The organism is Stieleria maiorica (assembly GCF_008035925.1).
In the GTDB taxonomy this organism is placed as follows: domain Bacteria; phylum Planctomycetota; class Planctomycetia; order Pirellulales; family Pirellulaceae; genus Stieleria; species Stieleria maiorica.
On record NZ_CP036264.1, the window covers coordinates 2,298,910 to 2,322,618 of the forward strand.

The window sequence follows — 23,709 nt, forward strand, 5'->3', positions numbered from 1 at the left end:
TGTGACGTTTCTGAATCAGGTTGAATCGCGTCTGATGTGTCGGTCCCGTTACCGGAACAGCGACAGACCATCCCGCTTGGATCATCGAACTTTCAAATTGTCTTGGACCGGGACCAGACAACTTTTGCGTACCATGCGAACGATTTGCTTTGCCGTTTCCTCATCATCGCAACGGCCTGCGACGACCAGTTCTCCGCCGCGGAGCGACACGACGACGCTGGCGGTGGGAAACGCCTTGTCGATCGAATCATTCAGCAACTCGGTGTGGGCGGCGACTTTTTCACCGATCGCGTCGACACCCTCGCTGACCTGGATCTGGAAGGTCTGTTTCCGCGTCGGTTGGCCATCGACGACGTCGGCCCAGATCGTCATTTGGGTTTGCCCCGTTCCCGTGCCGATCAGCTTGATTTGATTGGCCCCCGACGCGAATGCCTGGCAAACGTCCTTGTCTTCGATCGTGAATCGTCGAACGCGACCGCCGATCGTCATCGACCGGACCTGGGCACGCCGCAGTTGCAAGACGACCGCCTGGTGTTGGTCACCGGATGGCGACCCCGGGCCGCCGTGCGTCTGTGACGCCCGCGGGTCAGGGACCGTCACGTCAATCCGTTTCTGTTCCGGATCGATGCTTTGTCGTCGCAGGTTGGATCGTGATGAAGCGAGTCGGGCGGGGAGACCGGAATCGGCCCTCGCGATCGATGGACGCCCCTTCTCGGCCGCGGCACGCGACGCCGCTTGCGACGGATTGACTGCCACCGGTGCGGCGATCAACGGGGCTTCATCGGTGCCGATCTGTTCGATGCCGGGTGCTTCCGAGGTCACGATCGCATGCGATCCGACGCGACCGGTTGTCGCCTGGCGTTGCGTCCGTTCGGCGTCCGTTTTGCCCAGCACCGTCCGGGTGGCGACGGGCTGACGCCTGGAAATCGCTGGCATCGCATCGTGCGTGTCAGGTTCCGCCGATCGGACATCCGACGGCCCGTGTGGTTGCCCGCCCGCGGTCGCAGGTGCCTTCACGACCAACGTGTCCTGTTGGACGTCACCGGACATTGCGGCACTGTTGGACTGGGCGTTTGTGGTCGGCCATTGTTGATCCTGTTCCGCGGGATCCGTCTTCGCCGCTTCGTTGAACCGAATCGGATCAATCGCCGACTGCACGACCGCGGCGTCGTGATCGGAGAACTGAAGGTCGACCGGCGGCGTCGCGATCGCGACCGCTTTGGGATGTCGATTGACCGCGATCTGCGAGACCGGATCCTGTGTTGATTGCTCTGCGGTCGCGGTGGGCTGAGGTAGGGGCTGAGGCGCCGGTTGGACTTTTTGCAGCACCGGTTGGGCTTGTTGCTGCGAAGGCACCTTCAACAGTCGAGCGCGTGCGCGGTTGCTGACGACCAGCGCGTCGATTTCGTCATCGCTATTTCGGTCGGCCTCGGAAACCGCCTCGATTTCGTCGGCAGACGGTTGGGCGTTGCCTGCATCGATCGGTGCCAGAGCCTCGGGGAGAAAGTTGACGGCCGGGGCGAGCTTCACCGGTGTGCCGATCGCGACCGGGGCCGAGTCGGGTTTGCTTGCCGGTGGAGCAGACGGGGGCGACGAGGCGTCCTCGCTTTCGGGGGCGTCAGGTTTTGCCGTGTCCGAGATGGGGCCTTGCGCGATTGGTTCTGAAGCCGCCGATGCGGTTGAGTGAGACGCGGAGGGTGCTTCGCCAGCGTCGTCGGCCGGGGACGGATCGACGGGGTCAGCTTCGGCTGCTTCGGCCGGAGCCTGAAAATCACTGGTGAACGCATCGTCGTCTTCAGCCGTGTCGTCGGACAACGTGAAGAAGATCGGTTGGGTTTCCTGGATCGTCGTCTGGTGATCGCGGGCATCGGTCACCGGAATGACGCGCGAGGATTGTTCCGCGGCGACACCGATGGGAACGGCTTGGCCGCGGCTGGCCCAGCGTGTCGGTTCGGCTGCCATTGCGGCCGGCGCGGAACCGATCGGTGCGGAACTGATCGGGGTTGCGGCGCCTGTGGGGATCGCCAGCGGTGCCGGCGAGGTCGATGGCGCAGCGACCGCGAGACTTCCCCGCGCCGATTGGCTTGGCGGCTGCGTTTGGTTTTGCGGTGCGTTTGAGACACCGGCAGCCTCTTGGCTGAACCGATCAAACGCCTCGACCTGCGTGGCATGGGCGTCGATGCTGTCCAGCGCGATCAACGGCTGATCGCTCACACCGCTCGGCTGAAAATTGGGATTCTGACGCACCCGTCCGACCGGACGGCCCGCCAGGTCGCTGGGCATGTCGACGCGGTCGGTGACGACACGCGGGTCGCTGGAGTTGGCGGCGCTTGCGGGCTGGTCGGATGCAAAGAACGGATTGGACTGCACCACGCCTACCGACATCCCCGAGGCGCTCTCGGCGCCCTGACGGACCAATTGCGGCGTGCCGGCGGTTTGATTGAAATAACGCGATTGAATCATCGCACCGCGCGGTTGCTGCGCGCCGGCGGATGAGCCCGTTGCGACCAGCACCGCCAGCAAAACCGCACGCTTTGCGATGCGTCTTGATGGGTCGGCGTTCTGGCCTGTTGATTTCGCGTTAATTCCACGCATGCCGCGTTCCTATCGTCCCGTTGTTTTCGGCCCCAATGAACCGTCATCCGGTTCATCGAAAGGATGTGCCCCCCTCGGCACACCGACGGCACACAGCGATCGCGCGCTGAATGTCCGTTGGTTTACGTATCGGATGCGTGTTGGCGCGACATTAACGATTCTCGGGGCTCCAACGGCTGTAACGCTGGAATCGTTTGTCGCGGTTGATACGCCGGTTGTGCTCCGCCACGGGTCACATCAAACGCTGTGAATCGATAGGATTGGACCAAACGTGTCACAGCGATGCTCGACAACAACGCAGCAAGGCTAGTGCGGGGCAACTTTTAAACTTGGGGTACCTGACCCCTTTTCCGCTCGACAAACGCAACCCGAAAATAAAATGCTGACAAAGCACTAGCCGAAACGGATTTTCAAAAGGGGGGGATGCTTGGCCGTGTCAGATGATCTTTTTCCCACGCGGGGGTGCCGGCGTGAGTTTGTCGGCTGGGATCGGCCGCTGCTGCCCCAGGTGGCGGGGACCTTGATCGATTCCGCCGCGGAAAACGCGACCTCGGATTTCAGCGGTTGGATCTGTGTGCTGCCGACGGCCCAATCGTCGTTGCGCTTCGGCCAATTGCTCCGCAGCGCCGCGGAATCCCAAGGGCTGGATTACACCGCGCCCCGGATCCTGACGGCGGGAGACCTGGCCGAGGCCTTGTATGAACCCGAGAAACCGATCGCGATTGAATTCGAGCAAACGTTGGCCTGGGCGCGAGTGTTGCGCCAGTGGGACGCCCGGTCACTGCGACCGTTGTTGCCCGTATTGCCGGAAACCGACGCGATCGGGCCGTGGTTGGAACTCGCCGGCACGCTGCGGCGTTTGACGGCGGATCTGGCGGCCCATGATGTGAGTTTCACGGACGTGGTGGTGGCCAGTGACCGTGACGACGAAAAACAACGCTGGAAATTGCTGCAAGAACTCTACGGAATTTATCTTAGCGAACTCGCGACGGCCGGCATCAGCGATCCGCACCAGCAACGAAGGCGGGCGATCGAACGCAAAACCATCCGCTCGGATCGTCGGATCGCTTTGATCGGCACCAGCGATTTGAACCCCTCGGTGGCCAACGTGATCAACGCGGTCGACGGTGACCTTGTGGCCTACATCGCTGCCCCCAGCGACAAGGCGTCGTGGTTTGACGATTTGGGATGTCTGCGGACCGATGCGTTTGCCAAGCTGCAATTGCCGCTGGCCGATCAACACCTGGTCCCCGCCGGCGATATCGCCGATCAAGCGACTGCGGTCAGCGAGGCGGTGACGGAGTTTGCCGCGTCCCATCCGATCGGTCAAATTGCGGTCGGCGTGACGGACGAATCCCACGTCGAGGCCACCGAAATGCAACTGGACGGTTGCGGATTTCCCAGCTACCGCCACGTCGGTTGGACCGTCGCGTCGACGGCCGTGGGGCGATTGGTTTCCATGACCGCCACCCTGGTCGCCAGACCGACTTGGCGGTCGCTGGCGGCGCTGGTCCGGCACGGCGATGTCCATCGCGTGCTGACGTCACGACTGGCGGCATCACAGGGAACGAAGTCCGATGGCAAATCCGCGCGGCAAGACTACCTGATCCCGCTTGATCAAATGTTGGCGAATCATCTGCCGGTAAACCTGGCCGATCCGCTGCCGACGGCCGCGATGAAGAACTACCCCGTCGCGGATCAGCTGCGCACGATCGTGCTCGAGTGGCTTTCGGCGTTGATTCCTTCCCAGACATCCGCCGTGTCGACTCGCACACGACCGATCGCCGATTGGTGCTTGTGCCTGCTGGAGTGGCTCGATTCGATCTATGCCGGATTCTCGACCGACGATGCGATTGCCCATGATCGCCGACTGACGGCCGAAGCGGTGTCCAAGGCCCGAGAGCTATTGACACGGTTCACGAAACTGAGCGGCCACTTGGACGTGCCCGTCACGGCCGCGTCGGCGCTGGAGATGATCGCAGCGCGGTTGGCGGATTTGCGCGTCGGCCAGGTGCGGGGCCAGGATGACATCCAGATTCACGGCTGGCTGGATCTGGCGTTGGACGATTCCCCGGCCATGGTGGTGGTCGGATTCAATCATCCCTATGTTCCTGCGGCGGTCACCAGTGATCCGTTCTTGCCCGGATCGCTGCGATCGCGGTTGGGCATCGCCGACAACGAACGCCGCTACGCCCGCGACGTCTATGCGACGCAGTTGTTGCTGTCGACCCGCAAGGACGTGCGTTTGATCGTCGGCAAACGGTCCGCCGACGGTTCCCCCACCCCGCCCAGCCGATTGTTGGCCGCGTCGCCGACCGAGGACGTCGCCCGTCGCATTCGAACGCTGTTGGGTGGAACGCGTCACAAGGTCAACGTCAGTCACCGCTGGGACAACGATCGAGACACGACGGAGCTGCCGATCCCCAAAATCCAGACCACCGAGTGCCCGGTGAAAACGATGAGCGTGACGGCGTTCAAGGCCTACCTGGAATGCCCCTATCGGTTCTACCTGCGGCACGTCTTGCAACTCAAACCGGTCGATGATTCGGCCCGCGAGCTTGCCGCCAACCAGTTCGGCGATCTGGTCCACGGTGCGGTGGAACACTTCGGCGAGTCGGCCGAGAAAGACGAAGCGGACGAAAAACGGATTTTTGATTCGCTGCGCCACCATCTGCACGACTATGCCGCCAACCACTATGGCGATCACGCCGAGAGTGCGGTGCGGCTGCAAGTCCGTCAAGCCGAACAGCGACTGCGTTTCGTCGCGGCCGAACAAGCCAAGCGAATCGATCAAGGGTGGCGGATCCACGCAACCGAGGCCAGCGTGGAAGAATCCAAAGGCGCCGGCATCACCGTGGACGGAAAAAAGATGGGGCTGCGTGGCCGATTTGATCGTATCGACCGGCATGTGCAAACCGGACAGTGGGCGATCCTGGACTACAAGACCCACGGCCACAAACCCGAAAAAAAACACCTCCGCAAGAACCGCGACACCGGCGAATTCGAATGGATCGATTTGCAATTGCCGCTGTACCGAATGATGGTCCCGTTCCTGGGCATCGACGCGCCACCGCAAGAGGTCCAGCTGGGGTATTTCAACGTCAGCGATAAAGCCGAGGAGACCAAGATCAATCTGGCGGAGTTCGGCGAACCGCTGATGCAGCAGGCCATAGAACTGATCCATCAATGCGTCCGCCGCATCTTCGCCTGTGATTTCTCGCCGAACGAGCAAGGCGTGATGTACGACGATTACGAGATGATCCTGCAGACCGGTGTGGCCAGTCGCATGCTGGCCGGCGCGTCGGTCGGCGAAGGAGACAACGACCAATGAGCACCGAAGTGGCATCCCACGATCGTTCCCCCGGTGACGTGTTTCTTGACGGCAGCCTGCCTCCGGTACTGGTGCGGGCCTCGGCCGGCACGGGTAAAACGTACCGATTGACCGCTCGGCTGTTGCAGATCCTATTCCAAGGTGCGGCGCCCGAATCAATTCTTGCCACCACGTTCACACGCAAGGCGGCCGGCGAAATTCTGGAACGGATCCTGTTGACGTTGGCCGAAGCGGCCGACGGCGAAAACGATGCGGCGCTGGAGGATCTGCGGCGGCAAGTCGGGCTGCAGACGTTGCCGCGGAGCATGTGTTTGCAATTGTTGCAGCGGCTGGTCGCATCCATTCATCGCGTCCGCATCTGCACGCTGGACAGCTTGTTCACTCAGCTGGCAAAATCGTTTCCGTTCGAATTGCAACTGCCGCCGGTGTGGCGTTTGACCGATGAAATCGAAGAGGCGTGGTTGCGTGAACGCGCGGTCGATTCGATGGTCTCGATGCTGCAACCCGGCGAATTGGCGACCTTGCTCTCGATGCTCAGCAAAGGGGAAACGAAACGGTCGATCGTTCGTGAATTGATCCAAATCGTCTCGGGCACCTACACCCAAGCACGCCAAACGGCCCCCAATGCCTGGACCCAATTGGACGCCCCGACCGCGCCCGATGATGCCGCGTTGACCGCCGCCGCCGCCTCGCTGCGACTGTCACAACCGCCGCAAAAAACGGTCCGGGCCAAACTCGATGCGATGGCCGAATTGTTGGAATCGCGACAATTCGATTCGCTGACGACCGAAACGCTGATCAAGAACTACGCCAAAGCCAAACGGGATGGGGAGGAACCCAAACTGGGGCGATCCAAGTTGCCCGAGGGAATCGACGACGCCTTGGGCGCGCTGTACGCCGCGGCCCGCTCCAACACCCTGTCGTTGTTGGCCGCCCAGAATGATGCGACCGGGCAAGTGCTGGCGTTGTATGATGGACAAGTCGCACAACTTAAACAGTCCCTGCGCACGCTCGGCTTTGACGACATCGCCGTGCGGTTGGCCGACCAGTTTTCCCGGGTCGATCACCGGTCGATCAGCCGACGCATGGACGGTGCGATCGACCACGTTTTGTTGGACGAGTTTCAAGACACCTCGCCGGCCCAGTGGCAAGTCCTCCGGCCGCTGGCGTTTCGTGCCGCCGATGCGACCGTCGATCCCGATCCCGATCCGGATCCGGAAAAGCCGGTCAGGAGATCGTTTTTCTGTGTCGGTGACACCAAGCAAGCGATCTATGGCTGGCGCGGCGGCGTGGCAGAGATCTTTGATGCCGTCGGTGCGGAAATCGACGGCATTGAGTCGGTCGAACAGAACACCAGTTTCCGTAGCAGCCCGGTGATCATGGATGTGGTCAACCGAGTCTTTCAGAACATCACGCGACACAACATCGCCGACGCGGCAACCGGCGGCCATGACGCTGACAAGGCGACCTATGAAGCCCACGCGGTGGTTCGGTTCGCCAAGCGGTTTCCGGATCACGTCGCCTTCAAAGACTCGCTGCCCGGTTACGTTCGCATGGAAACGTGCGAAAAAATCGATAGCCGCGACAGCGCGGAAAAGACCCAGGCCTGTTACGAGCTTGCCGCCCGCCGGATCGCCGATCTGGCCCGCGCGGCGCCGGGGCGTTCGATCGGTGTTTTAACGCGGACCAACAAAGGTGTCGCGAAGCTGATCTTTCTGTTGGAACAACTTGACGTCGATGTCAGCCAGGAAGGCGGTAACCCGCTGGTCGATTCGGCGGCGGTCGACTTGATCCTGTCGGCGCTGATGATGGCCGAGCATCCCGCCGACGGCCGCTGGAAGTTCCACGTCGACCATTCACCGTTGGGGAATGTCGACGGCATGTCGGCCGATTATGTTCGAGAACTGGCCACCGAACGCGGCATCGCACGGACGATTCAACATCTGGCCGGTGTGATCGCCCCGGTCTGTGGCCCGCGTGACACGACGCGGTTGAAACAATTGATTCAATTGGCGGTTTCGTATGAACCCAACGCGACCGACCGGTTGAGAGACTTTGTGCGGATGGTGCGTGAAAAACGAGTCGAACGACCGCAATCGGCTGCCGTCCGCGTGATGACGGTTCACCAGTCCAAGGGCTTGGAATTCGACGCGGTCTTCCTGCCCGAACTGGATGGCAGTCTGACCGGGCGACCTCCGCTGTGCATCGCCGATTCACGCAAGTTGACCGATCCGCCGGTCGGGCTATCAAGGTTCTTGACCAGTGAAGCCTGGCACTTCCTTGATTCCCCTTGGCGAAAAGCGTTCGGGCGTGATGCCGCCGGGAAAATGACCGAGGCGCTGTGCTTGTTGTACGTCGCGATGACGCGCGCCCGGCAAGCGTTGTACATGATCGTCCAACCTTGCAAGAGTGACGACAAGAAGCCCGCCGCATTGATCCACGCCGCACTGGGTGTGGATACCGATCCGACCGCAGGAGAAACGTTATTGTACGAAGACGGAGATTCGAATTGGTTTAAATGCTGAATCGGACCCTCGTAGTGGACGACGCGAGGAGTCCTCGCAGTGCGCACGTCCAATGGACTCGTCGCCTCGTCCACTACCCGAAAATCAGGCTGCCGAAACCCTTCCCCCCCACACCACACCCCATTCCCCACGCAACCTTGACCACACGAAAGATCCTTCACGCGGCGGACATCCACTTGGACAGTCCGCTGAAAAAGCTGGACCGTTATGACAGTGCGCCGTCGCATCGAATTCGTCGCGCGTCGCGTCGTGCGCTCGAGAACATGACGGCGCTTGCGGTCGATGAAGACGTCGATCTGGTCGTGATCGCTGGCGATTTGTACGACGGCGACTGGCCCGACCAGAACACCGGTTTGGCGTTTGTCAAAGAGGCGGCCAAGTTGGTTGCCGCCGGAATCCCGGTGCTGGTCATCCGAGGCAACCATGACGCTGCAAATTTGATGACCGCGTCGTTGCCGCTGCCCAAGAATCCCGACGGTAGCGACCTGTTCCTGCAAACCGGCAAAGCGGAGTCGAGGTATTTGGAGGACATCGGCGTCGCGGTTCACGGCCAATCGTTTCGCAGCCGTGCCGAAAAGGCCAATCTGGCCGCAAAGTATCCCGACGCGGTGGCGGGAATGTTCAATCTGGGCATGCTGCACACGGGGTTGGAAGGTGCGACCACGCACGCTCACTATGCGCCCTGCACAGCGGCACAGTTGACCGACAAGGGGTACGACTACTGGGCACTCGGCCACATCCACGTTCGCGGTGACCATCGGATCGAAGGCGGCCCACCGATCGTTTTTAGCGGAAACCTGCAGGGGCGGCACATCGGCGAGCAAGGTGCCAAGGGCTGCGTGCTGATCGAAGTCGATTCGAGAAACCAATGCCGCTACGACTTTCGTCCGCTGGACGTATTGCGTTGGCACGAGTGCCGGATCGATGTGAGTCAAATGCAGGAGCGGGATCAGATCCTTGATGCCTACCAACATTGGGTCGCGGATCAAATCGATGCCAGTGACGGCCGTCTGTTGGTGGCCCGAGTCCGATTGGTCGGTCAGTCGGCATTGCACGCTTCGCTGCACCAGAACGCAGAGTGGATTCGAGCGGAATTGCAGGCGATCAGTGTTGCCGCCGGTGACGAATTGGTCTGGCTGGAAGACGTCAAGATCCGAACGGCGATGCCGAGCGACCAAAAAGTTTCGCTCGATTTCGACGGCCCACTGGAAAGCCTGGCATCGGTGCTGGAAGGGCTGCGCAACGATCCGTCGCTGGCATCGCACATCGAGCGTGAACTCGCCGGGCTGACCAAAAAACTGCCCAAGGAACTCAAGGGGGATGATGACCAGGCGGCGTTTCCGTTTGGCGATGATCAATGGGTCGCGGGATTGGTCGAATCCGCCGCCGCGGATGTCGTCGGACGACTTCAACAGGATGAATCAACCGCCAATGCATCAGGAGCAACGAAATGATCATCGAACGACTCGATCTCAAAGCGTACGGATTGTTCAGTGACGAAGCCTTGGACCTGTCCGCCGGTCCCCGTCGATTCCATCTGGTGTACGGCCCCAATGAATCGGGAAAGTCGACGTGTTTGCGCGCGATCAGTGCGTTGTTGTTCGGCATCCCGACGCGGACGACCGACAGTTTTTTGCACTCCAACGCCAAGCTGCGTGTCGGTGCGACGTTACTCGGTTCGGACGGCAATCGATTGAGCGTGATTCGGCGCAAGAACGGCAAGACAAAGCTGCACGCCCAAGACGACAAGACACCGGTCGATCCGGCAGCGTTGGAACAGATGCTCGGCGGCATCGACGAAGCCGCCTTTCATCATCGTTTTGGGCTGTCCCACGAGCAGCTGGTCGCCGGCGGACAAGCGGTCTTGGAAAGCAAGGGCGAACTGGGCGAAATCCTGTTCGCCGCCGGTGCCGGGGTCGGCCGGTTGCGGGCGATTCAAGCCGAACTGGAATCCGAAAGCAAAGAACTGTTCCTCGAACGCGGCAAAAAACGCATCAACGCGTTGCTGAGTGAATTGGACGAGAAACGCAAGGTCGTCCGAGAGCTGCAGTCGCCTCCGGCGGAATATCAATCGCTGAAACGCCAATTGGCCGACGCGGAGCAGCAATCACGGGAGCTGGCCGACCAGCGAACACGGCTGGCGCAGTCACTGGCCAAGCAGAAGGCGTTCCGCGAAGCCCATGGGATCGTTCCCGTTTGGAGACGGCACAAGGCGGAACTGGAAACGCTTGCGGCGCTGCCCACCCTTGACGAGGACTTTGCCGCACGTCGCCGCGAAGCTGCTGCCAATCGCCAAACCTACCAGCGTCTGGTCGGCCAATTGCGCCAGGAAATCGAGACGCTCCAGACGCAACTTCAATCGTGTGCGGTTGACCCCGCGACGATCGAAAACGAAGCGGAGATTGTGGCGTTGTTCCAAGGGATCGCCGCGCGACAGGCTGCATCCAAAGACCAAGCCAACCTGCACCGGGTGGTCAACAATCGCAACCGCCACCTCCGCGAACTGCTGCGTGACCTTGACATCGACATCCCCGACGATGCGACCAACGACGACGTCGATTCCGTGGTCGCCGATCTGCACGTCAGCGATGCAGCACAGGTGCGCATCAGCGAGCTCGCCGGGGATTGCGAAATGCTCCGCCAGCAAGAACGGGATTCTCAGGAATCGCTCCAGGCCCTGCGCAAACAGCTGGCCGAATTGGAGGACGAGCTGGAGCGTCACCCCGACGTTGCCGATCCGGGCATGATCGAGTCGGTGCTTTCGGAAATCGGACCTCCCGGGGCACTGTTGGACCAGGCCGATCAAGAGCAGGCGATCTGTCGCGACTTGCAATCACAATGCGAACGATTGATCGGTGAGCTTCGGTTGGGCCCGATCAGTCTGGACGATGCGGCGCGTCTGCAGCTGCCGACCGCGGCGGAGATCGATGATCACGACCAAATGCTGTCCGATCGGACCCGCGCCGTCGACGATGCGAAAAAAGCCCTCGCAAATCTGCAGCAACAGTTGCACGACGCGGGCGAACGGTTGAAACGTTTGCAGGCCGACCAGCCGCTGCCGACCGAACAAGAACTGGTGCAATCACGCGAAACGCGAGACCAGTGGGTCGATCAACTGGACCAAGCACGAAGCGATGAAGCAATGTTCCAGGCGTCCACACGCAAGGTCCGTCAATCGATCCGTACCGCTGATGACGTGGTCGACACGATTCGAAGTCATCAGAAACAAGTGGCCGAGCGCGCTTCGGCGACCTCAGATCTTGCTCGAATCAAGCAAGAGATCACCGCCGCCGAATCGGCGCTCGAACAAGCCGACGTGTCGGCCGCCGATGCATCACGCAGCTGGGACCAGCTTTGGCAACGTTGTGGCGTCGCCGCCGGCAAGGTCCGCGAGATGCGAACTTGGATCGCCAAACACCAATCGTTCGTCGAAAAATTCCGTTCGCTGGAAACGCAGCGCGGGCGATTGCAGTCGACCGAGTCCCGGATCGGACGCAATGCCTCGCGCCTGGCGCACACGCTGCAAAACGCTTGGTCGACGCGCCCCGTCGCCGCCGGCCATGTCGAATCAGCCGGGTTTTCCGACGCCCCCGGCGATCTGGAAACCCTGCACGATCGTGCCACCGCACTGCGCAACGAACTTGCCACCGCGGTCGCAAACCTGGACCAGATTCGTCGCAAACGGAGCGAAATCCAGGCCGCGCTGCCTGCCGCGGAAGCCAAGTATGAATCGAATGTGGCCAAACGGAAACAATGGGATTCCGATTGGAAGCGGGCCATCGCGTCCTTCGCCACCGATCAAGAGGCCAGCCCCAGCGTGATCAGCATGCGGCTGAAAAAGATCGCAAAACTATTCGAAGAGACGCGGGAACGCGACATCATCTTGGGACGGATCCGGTCGATCGACGATGACGGTCGTTCGTTTGCCCAGCGTGCCACCGCGATCGCCAGCCTGGTCGGACTCGATTGCAAACCGGATCAACCGAGCGTGGAGATTGCCCAGGCATTGTACGAACGTCTGCAAGCGGCCAAGAACGCCTCGAATCAAATCGATCGACTCAAGGCGGACTTGACGGCGGCCAAAACCCGGCTTGTCGAGGACAGCCAGGTGCTTGAAGCCGCCGCCGGACAACTCGCCCAGCTTTGCCGCGAAGCCGGTGTCGATGATGCCGACGACCTGCCCGGCGTGGAACAAAAGTCCGCCGAAAAGCGTCTGGCCCTCCAGGCGATTGCCCGTGCGGAAGAACAGCTGGCACTGATCGCCGGCGGCGTCGCGGTGCAGGAGTTTGCCGAGCAGGTCGAATCCCACGACCTGGTCGAATTAGAACAAGAGATTCAGAATCTGGAAGAATCGTTGCAAACGCTCAATGAACGTTGGTCATCGATCGAACAGCAAGTCGGCGCGCTGAAAAAAGAACTGTCCAGAATCGACGGTGACGACCGGGCCGCCGAACTGAACCAGGATCTGCAATTGCTTTATGGAACGATCCAACGCGAGTCGCAACAGTACGCAAAACTTCGAATCGCATCGATGATTTTGCAACAATCGATCGAGCACTACCGCAGCGAGAATGAAAGCCCGGTGTTGAAAATCGCCTGCCAGGCCTTCGAAGAATTGACTTGTGGCCGTTACGCCGGATTGAAACCCGAGTTTGACGACAAAGGCCGGTCAAAGTTGTTCGGCATCGCCGCCTCGCCGGCCGAGGAGGAAAACCTGGTGCCCGTTGATGCGATGAGCCTGGGGACCGCCGACGCGCTCTACCTGGCCATGCGGCTGGCGTCGCTGGAACACCAACTGTCAGCCGGTCACGCGATTCCCGTTGTGATCGACGACTGTTTGATCCAACTGGACGACGAACGAACGATCGCGGCCATGAAGCGGTTTTCAAAACTGTCCGAGCGGACACAGGTGATCTTGTTCACCCACCATCAACACCTGATCGATCTGGCTCAATCATCCCTGGATCCGGGACACTATCACCTGCATCGCCTGGCAACCTGATTGTTAACCTCGTGTTGCGGTTGGTTGAAGATTCCGGGACGACGGATGAATTCGCAGTCCAGTTTCTCCGAAAGGCGGTACGATTTTCCCCACACAGGGATCAAATCCGGTCAACGCATCGCAAGCGGGGCGTTTGATGAGAGGGATATGGCGCGATTAGACAAACAGCTGGACAGGCTTTCAGGCGAAAAGGTTTTCCGGCTCCATTGGCCCGAGGATGACTCGATGGACGTGGAGTTGCTTCGGGCCGAAATGGTTCGGGAAATCAATTCGCACGACCACCGAATTCCGTTGGACCTTCGGAGCGTCAAGGGCGCGCCAGCGGAGTTGGTCGACTTGCTGGTCGACATGGAACGCTACGCAAGGTCGAAGTCAAAGATCCTGTCGATGACTTGGATGCTGCCGCCGCTGCGCGATGCGATCGACCAGCGGATGGGACGGCAAAGCAAATCCAAATCGCAACGCGAATCGGACGCGGCCAGCAAGACGGCACGCGATCTATTGCGGCATGCGGAGCAAAAGCCAGGGTATGACCTTTCCAAGGCTGAAAAGCTCGATCGCAAGAAACGAGCCAAGAGGCCGAAACGAGGGACGCGCCGTTACCTGTCACTGGTCGCAATCATCCTGGTCGGTGCGATCGTCGTCGCTGGAGTGGAGGGATGGATCATCATGCAACAAGATGAAACCCTGGTCGTCCCCGAAAAGGGCTTTGAATCGCACCCCCAATGACCGCCCACCCCCTCATCTCTCCCACCCCAATCATCCTGCCCCCCATCATTCCGCCCTCTCATCATTCTGCCCCCCATCATTCTGCCTTCCATCGTTTTGCCCCTCAATCTGACATTCCGGAATCCCATCCCACTTTCAAAATTCGGCAGCTAGTCATCGGGTGCAGACGGTCGGCGGAGTGAAGCGTGACCAGATTCTGTCCTGCCAACACACATTCCAGGTCGACCAGTCGACGATTCGGCAATCCCGTCTGCCATCGAAAGAACCGGTGCATCAACCACTGGTACGCTGCGGCTTGCCGGCGCCGCCAACGGGTTTTCGGCCATACAAAGTCGACGAAATAAAACATGCCCTGCGGCCGCAGACCAGCCAAGAACCGAGGCAGACAATCCGCAAGTTCACTTTCGGTGAAACAATCCAGAATGAACGCTGCCACCAGCAAGTCATATTTGTCGGTCGGCACTGGAAACGTTCTCGCGTCGGTTTGCACAAACATCACGCGGTCCGATGCGCCGACACGTTCCACACGTCTGCGTTGGCGTCGTAACATTTGCTCACTCTGGTCCACCGTCGTGATCTGGCAATTCGGTTGAGTGAGACAAAGTTGCTGGAGCACCTGCCCCGTCCCATCTCCCAACACCAGTGCTCGGCCGGTCACAGGAAGTTGATCCACCAGCGCGACGCGGGCTCGGTAGAGCGAGTTACCGAACAGACAGAACTCTAGCCCGCGGTAGACCTTTGCCAGCCGATCGTAGCCGCGCACCGAGAGTTCGCTTTGGTCCATCACAAAACGGTGGAGACGCTACAGAACACGACGGCGGGGAAGACCAAGGCAACATCGGCCAACGTCACCCATGGTCCGGGACGTGCCCCCGCACTGCCGCAAGACGTTTGTGTGCTGAGCGTTCGCCCCAGTGACATCAGCAAAACATCACTGGCGATCAGGCAGAACGCGATGGTCGCAGGAATAATGCCTGCCAGCCCCAGCCCCGAAACGATCGACGCGTGAAGGCCCAAGGCGATCGGCAAGACGCGGGCGGCAAGTGGCGACCGCAAGACCCACGAGTCGAATCTTTGAACCCGATCCACGTCGCATTCCAGCGCCGCGATGGTCACACAGTTCGCGGTGAACACCAGCGCGGTCATCACCACCGATACGACCAAGGACATGACATCGTCGGCCGCGGCTTCGACCCAGGCGTTCAAACTGACGCCGAAGGCAAAGACCATTCCGGCCTGCAATTCCTTGGGAAACCGACGCACCGAATCCTTGAGGAACTGCACACTCGCCACGTACGCCAGGACCGCCGCGATCGCTGCACATCCCCACCGCAATTGGGGCTCGGTTGCATTGGAAACAATCAGTGCGGCGTCCAGCACCAATATCAGAACCCACGCCACGCCTAGCGTTTTCCGATGGCGGAAATGAAAGAGGTGCCGAATCGTATGGGATTGCGTCGTGTCCAGATGGAGCGAGTCAAGCAGCCGATCGGCGGTGTAGACCAGCCAGATCGAAAGGCCGATGATCGCCAGCTCGTACCCCGCCGGCGATCGATGACAAAACTGGTCGGTGAACACGAACAACCAGACCAGCCCAACGGTCACCGCATCGATCGAAAGCACGTTGGCCCACGCCCAGGCGGGGACGGTGTCGCGGTGGTGGGCAGGTGGAGTCGTCAACGGACCGTGGACTCAATGATTCAACGAAGTATCCGCATCTTGGACGTGGCTGCGGCGATGACACTCGAAATTGAACGATTCTAGCGGTCCGTCAACGTTAGATTTTCGGGTTGCGTTTGTCGAGCGGAAAAGGGGTCAGGTACCAAAAACCAAATGGCCCGCAGGGGGCTTCGCATTTTTGGTACCTGACCCCTTTTCCGCGGCACCCCCGCGAGATCGGACCGAGGGGAAACAGAAGACTGATTGGTCCCATGGGGCCGTGTGAATGCGCCACCCGATCCCCCTTTTTAGCCTGAAAGCCATCTGCACGGGTCGCAAATCCAGCCCAGAGCTAGCTGACCCCCTACAATGTAGAGTTGGTTCGCAAGCTGAGGTTTCAGGTGTTCGGTAAAGTCAAATTCACGATCGGATTGCTCGCCGTCGTTGTCGCATTTACGACAAGCGGGTGTAGTCGCATGCCGGACGATGGGATCCGATTTGCAGAGGTGACCGAGTCGCAGCCGATTGCGATCGAAGATTTTTCGGACTTGCGATTCACCGACAAGGATGGCAATCAGGTGGTGTTGGCCGAAGTGATGACGCGCGACTATTTGGTGCTGGTGATCACCCGAGGCTGGTACGGCGGCGTGTGTTTCTACTGTGCGTCCCAGACCTCTCGTTGGGCGCGTCGATTCGATGAGCTGGAACCCTACAACGCTCAGTTGGTCGTCATTTTCCCCACCGAAACCGAAGAAGACGCACCAAAGCTGGGCGAGTTGACCAAGCGGATCAAAGGGGGCGAGATACCCAACCAGGACGTTCCTTATCCGATTCTGTTGGACATCAATTTGTCCAGCGTCGACCAATTGGGGATTCGCGCGGAACTTGCCAAACCATCAACTTACATCATCGATCGCGAAGGACGCGTGCGATTCGCGTACGTGGGCGAATCGATCGCCGATCGCCCCACCGTCGACTCCGTGCTTCGGCAATTGGGCCAATTGAATCAATAAATGTCCCCCGATACTTCGCGTCGAACATGCCGATCGTAGACCAAGAGCGGAAGTTCATTGAGACCTGTCTGGAGCTTCAGTTGCTCAAGGAAACCGACGCGAAATCGTTGGAGCAGCAGGTCGGTCAGGACGGGCAAGGGATCTCCCAACTGGCGCTTCAGCGCGGTCTGCTGACGCCGGCGGAAGTTGACATCGTGCACGCGCTGCAGCATCCGTCGGACACCGTTCCGGGGTACCAGATATTGGATCTGGTCGGCCGCGGCGGAATGGGGGCCGTGTACCGTGCGGTGCAGACCGACTTGGATCGCATCGTCGCGTTAAAAATCATCCTGATCAGCAACGTGGCGCATCCGAACGCCACGGCACGATTCGAACGCGAAGCCAAGGCGCTCGCCCGGCTCCGGCATCCCAACATTGTCCAGGCCTTTAACTTTGGCAAGCACGACGGGCGCTATCACTTTGCGATGGAGTTTGTTCCGGGAAGGACCTGCGAGCAAGTCGTCAGAGAGGCCGGCACCATGTCGCCGCAATCCGTCTGGTCGATCGTGCGTCAGGTCGCATCGGGGCTGTTGCACGCCGTCGGCCAGAATTTGATTCATCGGGACATCAAACCGGCCAACCTGATCCTGCTGCCACCGCCGGAGGGTTCTGCTGCAAAAACCGATATCGTCAAGATCGCCGATTTTGGGCTGGCGATGTTTGCCGATCCAAGTGCCGAACAACTGAAAATCACGACGGGCGAAAAAGTGATGGGAAGCCCTGCGTACATGTCACCCGAGCAGTTCGGAGGCCGGGAGGTCGACTTTCGCACCGACATGTATTCGTTGGGGGCAACCGCGTGGCACCTGATGTTCGGAAAACCGCCGCATCAGGGTCGCAGCATTGCATCGCTGTACCAGCAAAAATCAGAGCGGCTTTTGGTTCATCCCGACGACTTGCCGATCCAATTGCCCCGCGAACAGATGACGCTGCTGCTGGACTTGCTCGATCCCGATCCGGAGGTGCGCCCCGCCAGCTACCAACAGCTGATTGACCAAATAGATGCCTTGCTCGTCAACGCTGCCGCGACCCCGACCACGGTGCCATCCAGTGCCGTGGACGAACACCCGAATCGCGGATTCATCAGCGAGCAGCCGACCGTCGAACGAGTGTCGCCGTTGGCCGAGGAAGAGACACCCACCGCAAGCAGCGGGGCATCGTCCGGCGAGAGCGTGACGCAAACGATCGCTTTATCTCATGCCCGGTCGATCCGTCGCATACGAATGAGCCGCTGGATCAGCGCCGTCGGGATCCTCGCAGTGGCCGCCCTTGCGATCGGGGGATTTCAATACTATCGCTCTCTGCCGGCGGCGCGAGTTCCGACCCGAGTGATCGGAAGCGTGCCGCTGTTTGACGGCGTCACGCTGAGCGGTTGGGACGTCGGCGGATCGATGGTCGGGGCTTGGAACACGCTGCAGGCACCCGATGCGTCCACCGCGATCGCCTGCATCACTCCTAAAGGAGCATTGACGCGGCGGTACGCCACCGATTCCATCCCCCGCATCAGCGTGTTCGTGTGGCCGCAGAAAGAAAGCGGCGCGATTGACATCGATTTTGCCTTCGACCCCAGTGATCCTTCCTCCCGTCGCGGATGTGTCCGGTTGCAGGGCGATCAATACCAGGTCGGGACGAAAACCTCCGATTTCGGTGACGTCGACGTGGCGTTCCGATCCGATGCTCTGCCCACCATTTTCGATCGCTTTCACGTCATCGACATTGAACGACAACGTGACGATTGGTTCGTCTTCCTGGAAGAAAAGTTTATCGGTTCTCTGCCCGTCGAAGACGTCACCAACGGCAGCGCCATTCGGCTGGTGGTTCATGAGAATCGCTCCCGCACCGCCGACCGACCACAAGCATTCTTCGCCGACGTTCAGCTGGATGAATTGGAATTCAAAGAGCGCGCGGATGCAGGGTAGAAGTGACAGAAAAATGGGCTCAACATTTTTCTGCCCCCCATTTTTCTGTCATCTTTCATCCATTTTCCTGTCTACTCCTTCCCACCTCGCTCGCCCGTTCCCGTATCCAACGCCCTATCGATCGTGAACGCCGAGGCCCGAATTCCAACGACTCCCAAATCATTCCTCCCAGGCTGGAGCACGCGTTCGAATTTGCTGGAACTCCACGTTTCATTCTTTCCATTGACGACGACCTGCTGGATTCTGGCACTTTCATGGAACGCTCGAAACACAATCCGCTCTCCGACCGGTAACCCGGTGATCGTCAGTTTTCCGTTCTCGTCGCTGATGCCGGCCAAACGATGGTCCAGCACCAGAATCCATGCGTTCATCCAAGGGTGGATGTTGCAGCGAATCGGAACCGGCGCGGGTTCTGTTTTATCCAACGATCGCTGCCACGGTGCCCCAACCGGACGCGTAACTCCCAGTGGGGCATTGTTAAAGAACTGAAAGTTGGGGTTGTGCCCCACCGGATCGTTGTCTTCCACACGCAGCGTGTCTCCCTTTCGGGCGAGCAAAATGTGGGGCCGGAACCGGCAGTGCCCGATCGTCAGCAGTTGCTGCTCGGACGGCGAATCTTGCTCCGGCAGCACCGTGCCACGTCGCCCGGTGTACACGTACAGGACGACATTTCGGATTCCATGGTTGGCCGGGTCGACGATCAACCGCTCGTCGGCAAGCGGCACTTGGCCGCAACACTGGCGATCCAGATGGGGCGTGATTCGGCGTGGCGTGGGCGGATCGCCGAGGTAGCGAAACGTCGCCACCAGCGTCGCGCTTTCCTCGGCCATTGCGGATTCCACCAAAAGCAACATCACGAGCGTCACGAGGAATCGCAATGATCGGTTCATGGGATACTTCGGGGGACGTGGACTGAAACTGTGAAATGCAACGTCGTTTTCCGGTGGTGCTGTAGCGGCATCCGCCGAGGCTTGTGGATTGAGTCAAAGATGCGAAATCAACGTCTGCATGCCAGCCCGACGCGTGAGCGAGGGGCGCCGCGTGGCCCCTCGCTCACGCGTCGGGCTGGCACTATTCCGTTCTCAGCAAGCCGTTGGCGTCTGGCACGGCCATTCAAACGTTTCCGCGCCGCCGGGACGTCTGTGCAGCGTGTATAGTAGGCGCTCGATTCGTTCCGTTGTCGATGAATGTTCTCCACATTCGATCCTTAACCCCATGTATATCAGACGATTCATGAGCTTCCGATTCCTCCCGGCGTTGGTGCTGATCGGGTGTTTGGCCACGCTCGTTGCGAATGCCGCCCGCGTTTCCGCCGACGACCGCCCCAATATCCTGTTCATTTTCAGTGACGATCACGCCCCCCACGCGATCGGAGCGTACAACGGTTGGCTGAAAAGCGTCGACCCGACGCCCAATATCGATCAACTCGCCAAGCAAGGCATCGTCTTTCGGAACAGTTTCTGTACCAATTCGATCTGCGGTCCCAGCCGTGCCGTGATCCAGACCGGAAAACACAGCCACAAGAACGGCTTCATGAACAACGGCAACTCGTTCGATTGGAACCAGCAAACGTTCCCCAAACTGTTGCAAAAAGCGGGCTACACGACGGCGATCTATGGAAAGTCTCACCTGAAAGGCCAGCCGCAAGGCTACGACGACTGGAAAGTGCTGCCCGGCCAAGGGCTTTACTACAACCCGGACCTGATCACCCCGGACGGCCGCACGCGGATCGAAGGGCACTGCACCGACGTCGTGACGGATCTGGCGGTCGAGTGGCTCAAGGAAGGACGCACCGATGACAAGCCGTTCCTGTTGATGGTCCAGCACAAGGCGCCGCACCGAAACTGGATGCCGGCGCTACGACACTTGGACCTGTACGCCGACATCGACCTGCCCGAACCGAACACCTTGTTCGACAAGTGGCATGACAACGCCCCTCCGGCGCGACACCAGGAATTGGAAATCGACCGGCACATGCACCTGAACTTTGACCTGTTCGTCGACTTGACGCCTGAATTCGATGGCAATGCGATCGTCGGACGCTTTGACAAATCGGCGTGGCGGAACATGCAACGGATGACGCCGGAACAACTGCAAGCCTGGTTCGCCGCTTATCGCCCACGCGACAAAGCGTTTCACGAAGCCAACCTCACGGCCGACAGCTTGGTCCGCTGGAAATACCAACGGTACGCCAAGAACTACCTGCGCTGCGTCAAAGGCGTCGATGAAAGTGTCGGCACCCTGATGGAAACCCTCGATGAACTGGGACTGTCCGACAACACCGTCGTCATCTACTCGTCCGACCAAGGCTTTTACATCGGCGACCACGGTTGGTACGACAAGCGGTGGATGTACGAAGAATCATTGAAGATGCCGCTGATCGTCAAGTGGCCCGGCGTGACCAAACCGGGGGCGACCGACGATCATCTGGTGCAAAACCTGGACTATGCCGAGACGTTTCTGGAGATGGCCGGAGCGGAGGTGCCCGAAGACATGCAAGGCGAATCGCTGGTGCCGCTATTGAAAGGCGAATCCCCCGACGATTGGCGGCGCAGTATCTATTACCATTACTACGAATACCCGAGCGTCCACATGGTGCCGCGGCAATACGGGGTCCGCAATCATCGTTACAAGCTGATCCGGTTTTACCAATTCGATGAATGGGAATTTTACGACCTCGAAACCGACCCCGATGAGCTGACCAACCAGTACAACAACCCCGAGTACGCCGACGAGATCACGGACATGAAACGCGAATTGGATCGTCTGCGAGAACACTATCAAGACGACAGCGATGTGTCGGTGTTGCCGAAAGAGCGGCAAATGGAATTGCGATCATGAGCGATTTGTCCGAATCATCCGCCCCGCAGGTCCCCGAATTGACGCCCCGCGTCTTTGTCCTGGGGTTGATCCTGTCGGTCGTCATGGGCGCGGCGAACGTGTATGTCGGATTGAAGGCGGGCATGACCGTGTCGGCTTCGATCCCGGCGGCCGTGATGGCGATGTTGCTGTTTCGGTTGCTGTTCAAGCGATCGAGCATCTTGGAAGCCAATCAGGTCCAGACGTGCGCGTCGGCCGGTGAGTCGTTGGCGGCGGGAATCATTTTCACGATGCCGGCGATGATTCTGATCGGGCACTGGGAATCGTTTGATTTCTGGACCGTTTCGTTGGTCGCACTCACCGGCGGCCTGCTCGGCATTTTGTTCATGATCCCGATGCGTCGGGTGTTCGTGGCCGACAACGAAGACCTGCCGTTCCCCGAGGGCGTCGCCTGTGCGGCGGTGTTGGAAGCCGGTCAGCAAGGTGACCAACAGCGCGGTGCGGCGACCAGTTTGTTGATCGGCGGCGCGTTGGGGGCGGTGTTCAAGTTTTGCGCGGGGTTTCTTGCGCTGGTCAACGACACGCTGCAAGTCGCCCGGACCGCCGGTGATCGGATCTTCTATTTCGGCGGAGACCTGTCGCCGATGTTGGTCGCCGTCGGATTCATCGTCCGCTTGAACGTCGCCGTGTTGATCTTTGTCGGTGGCGCGATCGGATGGCTGATCGGGATTCCGTTGATGGGCGGCGCATCGGGTTACGACGATCCGATCAACGGTGCTTGGACGATTTGGAGCACCGAAATCCGGTACGTCGGGGTGGGCGCGATGGTCGTCGGCGGGATCGGTTCATTGATCGCTGTGCGACAGGGGTTGTTCACGGCGGTCTCCGAATTGTGGCACGGATTGCGCGGCCGCCGGATTTCGCTGGACCACGGCACGCGGGACATCCCCTCGGGATTGATCTTGGTGCTCGGATTGGTCTGCACCGCCACGCTGGCAATCATCAATTATCGTTTCACCCACGATGTCGGCGTTTCGGCGTTGTCAACTGTTGTGATGCTGGCGATGGGATTCTTCTTCACGGCGGTGGCCAGCTACATCGTCGGTCTGGTCGGCAATTCCAACAGCCCGGTTTCGGGAATGACGATCACGGCGGTGCTGGCGGCCGGTGGACTGTTGTGGTTGTTCAACTACTCCGGCACCCAGGGCATGGTGGCGACGCTTGGCATCGCCGCGATCGTGTGTTGCGTGGCATGTACCAGCGGCGATGTGTGCAACGATTTGAAGACCGGTTCGCTGGTCGGTGCCGCACCGTTTCGGCAGCAAACGATGCAGATCGCCGGCGTCTTTGTTGCCGCCTTTGTCATGGCACCGGTGCTGACCCTGTTGCACAACAACACGCCGGGCGGGATCGGCGGCGAGAAACTTTCGGCTCCCCAGGCCAGTCTGTTTGCCAGTCTGGCAAAGGGTTTTGCCGGCGAAGGCGAGCTTCCTTGGGGCCTGATCGGATTGGGCGCGGGTATCGGCGTGCTGATCTTGGGGATCGACGAAGTGCTCAAACGAAAAACTCGACACCGTGCCCACCTGATGCCGATCGCCGTGGGCATGTACTTGCCCTTCGGACTGGCGACACCGATTCTGGTCGGCGGTCTGATCGCGTCGCTGTGCACCCGGGGAAGGGAACGCGAATCACACGACCGATTGCTGCATCGCGGCATCCTGTTTTCGTCCGGTGTCATCGCCGGCGAAGCGCTGACGGCCGTGGGTCTGGCCGGCCTGGCAGCCTTCGGAGTCGCGGCCCTGGATTTGGGGCTGTCACCGGTCGTGAAAACCGTGCTTTCACTGGTCGTCGCGATGGGGATCGTGCTGGCATTCGTCGCCATGACCAAGCCCAAATCCGAATAGCTGCCAGCGGGAAGCGTAAGCGAGCGGCCCGTGCCGGTTTAGCGATCACGGCGGGCCACTAGCTGACGCTGCGTGCTGGCAATCAACGCCGATGCCAGCGGGAAGCGTAAGCGAGCGGCCCGTGACCGGATTGAGTATCATGACACCCCGCTAACTGGCATGGCGTGCGGCCG

At 60.1% G+C, this 23,709-nt stretch carries 13 protein-coding genes; 9 read left to right on the forward strand and 4 right to left on the reverse strand.

Annotation, left to right across the window (positions count from 1 at the left end; genetic code table 11):
* Positions 1 to 81 precede the first annotated feature (81 nt).
* Positions 82 to 2,595: a pilus assembly protein N-terminal domain-containing protein gene (locus tag Mal15_RS07810; protein WP_147867243.1), complete on the reverse strand. Its 2,514-nt coding sequence runs from the start codon at positions 2,593 to 2,595 to the stop codon at positions 82 to 84.
* 433 nt (positions 2,596 to 3,028) lie between these two features.
* On the opposite strand from Mal15_RS07810, the gene Mal15_RS07815 reads away from it, so the two are divergent.
* The 5 genes from Mal15_RS07815 to Mal15_RS07835 all read left to right on the forward strand — a co-directional run bounded on the left by Mal15_RS07815 (position 3,029) and on the right by Mal15_RS07835 (position 14,182).
* Positions 3,029 to 5,926, forward strand: a complete 2,898-nt coding sequence (locus Mal15_RS07815; RefSeq protein WP_147867244.1) for a PD-(D/E)XK nuclease family protein — start codon at positions 3,029 to 3,031, stop codon at positions 5,924 to 5,926.
* Complete coding sequence (locus tag Mal15_RS07820; protein ID WP_147867245.1) at positions 5,923 to 8,451, forward strand: UvrD-helicase domain-containing protein; 2,529 nt, start codon at positions 5,923 to 5,925, stop codon at positions 8,449 to 8,451. Before Mal15_RS07815 ends, Mal15_RS07820 begins: the two co-directional genes overlap by 4 nt.
* 137 nt (positions 8,452 to 8,588) lie before the next feature.
* On the forward strand, positions 8,589 to 9,905 hold the full coding sequence (locus tag Mal15_RS07825; protein WP_147867246.1) for a metallophosphoesterase family protein: 1,317 nt from the start codon (positions 8,589 to 8,591) through the stop codon (positions 9,903 to 9,905).
* The gene (locus tag Mal15_RS07830; RefSeq protein WP_147867247.1) at positions 9,902 to 13,453 is read left to right on the forward strand and encodes a YhaN family protein; all 3,552 of its coding nucleotides are present in this window, start codon (positions 9,902 to 9,904) and stop codon (positions 13,451 to 13,453) included. Before Mal15_RS07825 ends, Mal15_RS07830 begins: the two co-directional genes overlap by 4 nt.
* A gap of 147 nt (positions 13,454 to 13,600) precedes the next feature.
* A complete protein-coding gene (locus Mal15_RS07835) occupies positions 13,601 to 14,182 on the forward strand; it encodes a hypothetical protein (RefSeq protein WP_147867248.1) in 582 nt (193 codons plus the stop codon).
* A 103-nt stretch (positions 14,183 to 14,285) separates the two neighbouring features.
* Here Mal15_RS07835 and Mal15_RS07840 read toward each other — a convergent pair whose 3' ends face one another.
* Entirely contained in the window at positions 14,286 to 14,966 is a 681-nt protein-coding gene (locus Mal15_RS07840) for a class I SAM-dependent methyltransferase (RefSeq protein WP_147867249.1), read from the reverse strand.
* Positions 14,966 to 15,862 (reverse strand): hypothetical protein, encoded by an 897-nt coding sequence (locus Mal15_RS07845; RefSeq protein WP_147867250.1) that lies wholly within the window; start codon positions 15,860 to 15,862, stop codon positions 14,966 to 14,968. The genes Mal15_RS07840 and Mal15_RS07845 overlap by 1 nt, the downstream gene beginning before the upstream one ends.
* A 356-nt stretch (positions 15,863 to 16,218) precedes the next feature.
* Here Mal15_RS07845 and Mal15_RS07850 point away from each other — a divergent pair, with 356 nt between their 5' ends.
* Positions 16,219 to 16,854 carry a peroxiredoxin family protein gene (locus tag Mal15_RS07850; protein ID WP_147867251.1) on the forward strand — a complete coding sequence of 212 codons (636 nt, stop codon included), beginning with the start codon at positions 16,219 to 16,221 and terminating at the stop codon, positions 16,852 to 16,854.
* Between the two features lie 26 nt (positions 16,855 to 16,880).
* Positions 16,881 to 18,812 carry a serine/threonine-protein kinase gene (locus tag Mal15_RS07855; RefSeq protein ID WP_147867252.1) on the forward strand — a complete coding sequence of 644 codons (1,932 nt, stop codon included), beginning with the start codon at positions 16,881 to 16,883 and terminating at the stop codon, positions 18,810 to 18,812.
* A 71-nt stretch (positions 18,813 to 18,883) separates the two neighbouring features.
* Here Mal15_RS07855 and Mal15_RS07860 read toward each other — a convergent pair whose 3' ends face one another.
* The gene (locus Mal15_RS07860; protein ID WP_147867253.1) at positions 18,884 to 19,702 is read right to left on the reverse strand and encodes a cupredoxin domain-containing protein; all 819 of its coding nucleotides are present in this window, start codon (positions 19,700 to 19,702) and stop codon (positions 18,884 to 18,886) included.
* Positions 19,703 to 20,045: 343 nt separating this feature from the next.
* Between Mal15_RS07860 and Mal15_RS07865 the strand changes: the two genes are divergently transcribed.
* Positions 20,046 to 21,653 (forward strand): sulfatase family protein, encoded by a 1,608-nt coding sequence (locus Mal15_RS07865; protein ID WP_147867254.1) that lies wholly within the window; start codon positions 20,046 to 20,048, stop codon positions 21,651 to 21,653.
* The gene (locus tag Mal15_RS07870) at positions 21,650 to 23,536 is read left to right on the forward strand and encodes an OPT family oligopeptide transporter (RefSeq protein ID WP_147867255.1); all 1,887 of its coding nucleotides are present in this window, start codon (positions 21,650 to 21,652) and stop codon (positions 23,534 to 23,536) included. Before Mal15_RS07865 ends, Mal15_RS07870 begins: the two co-directional genes overlap by 4 nt.
* Positions 23,537 to 23,709 lie beyond the last annotated feature (173 nt).

What these genes read in the sequence shown, in the direction of transcription:
- Mal15_RS07810 (WP_147867243.1), bottom strand. Translation starts at nt 2,595, where the DNA reads ATGCGTGGAATTAACGCGAAATCAACAGGCCAGAACGCCGACCCATCA.
- Mal15_RS07820 (WP_147867245.1), top strand. Translation starts at nt 5,923, where the DNA reads ATGAGCACCGAAGTGGCATCCCACGATCGTTCCCCCGGTGACGTGTTT.
- Mal15_RS07830 (WP_147867247.1), top strand. Translation starts at nt 9,902, where the DNA reads ATGATCATCGAACGACTCGATCTCAAAGCGTACGGATTGTTCAGTGAC.
- Mal15_RS07835 (WP_147867248.1), top strand. Translation starts at nt 13,601, where the DNA reads ATGGCGCGATTAGACAAACAGCTGGACAGGCTTTCAGGCGAAAAGGTT.
- Mal15_RS07840 (WP_147867249.1), bottom strand. Translation starts at nt 14,966, where the DNA reads ATGGACCAAAGCGAACTCTCGGTGCGCGGCTACGATCGGCTGGCAAAG.
- Mal15_RS07855 (WP_147867252.1), top strand. Translation starts at nt 16,881, where the DNA reads ATGCCGATCGTAGACCAAGAGCGGAAGTTCATTGAGACCTGTCTGGAG.
- Mal15_RS07860 (WP_147867253.1), bottom strand. Translation starts at nt 19,702, where the DNA reads ATGAACCGATCATTGCGATTCCTCGTGACGCTCGTGATGTTGCTTTTG.
- Mal15_RS07865 (WP_147867254.1), top strand. Translation starts at nt 20,046, where the DNA reads ATGAGCTTCCGATTCCTCCCGGCGTTGGTGCTGATCGGGTGTTTGGCC.
- Mal15_RS07870 (WP_147867255.1), top strand. Translation starts at nt 21,650, where the DNA reads ATGAGCGATTTGTCCGAATCATCCGCCCCGCAGGTCCCCGAATTGACG.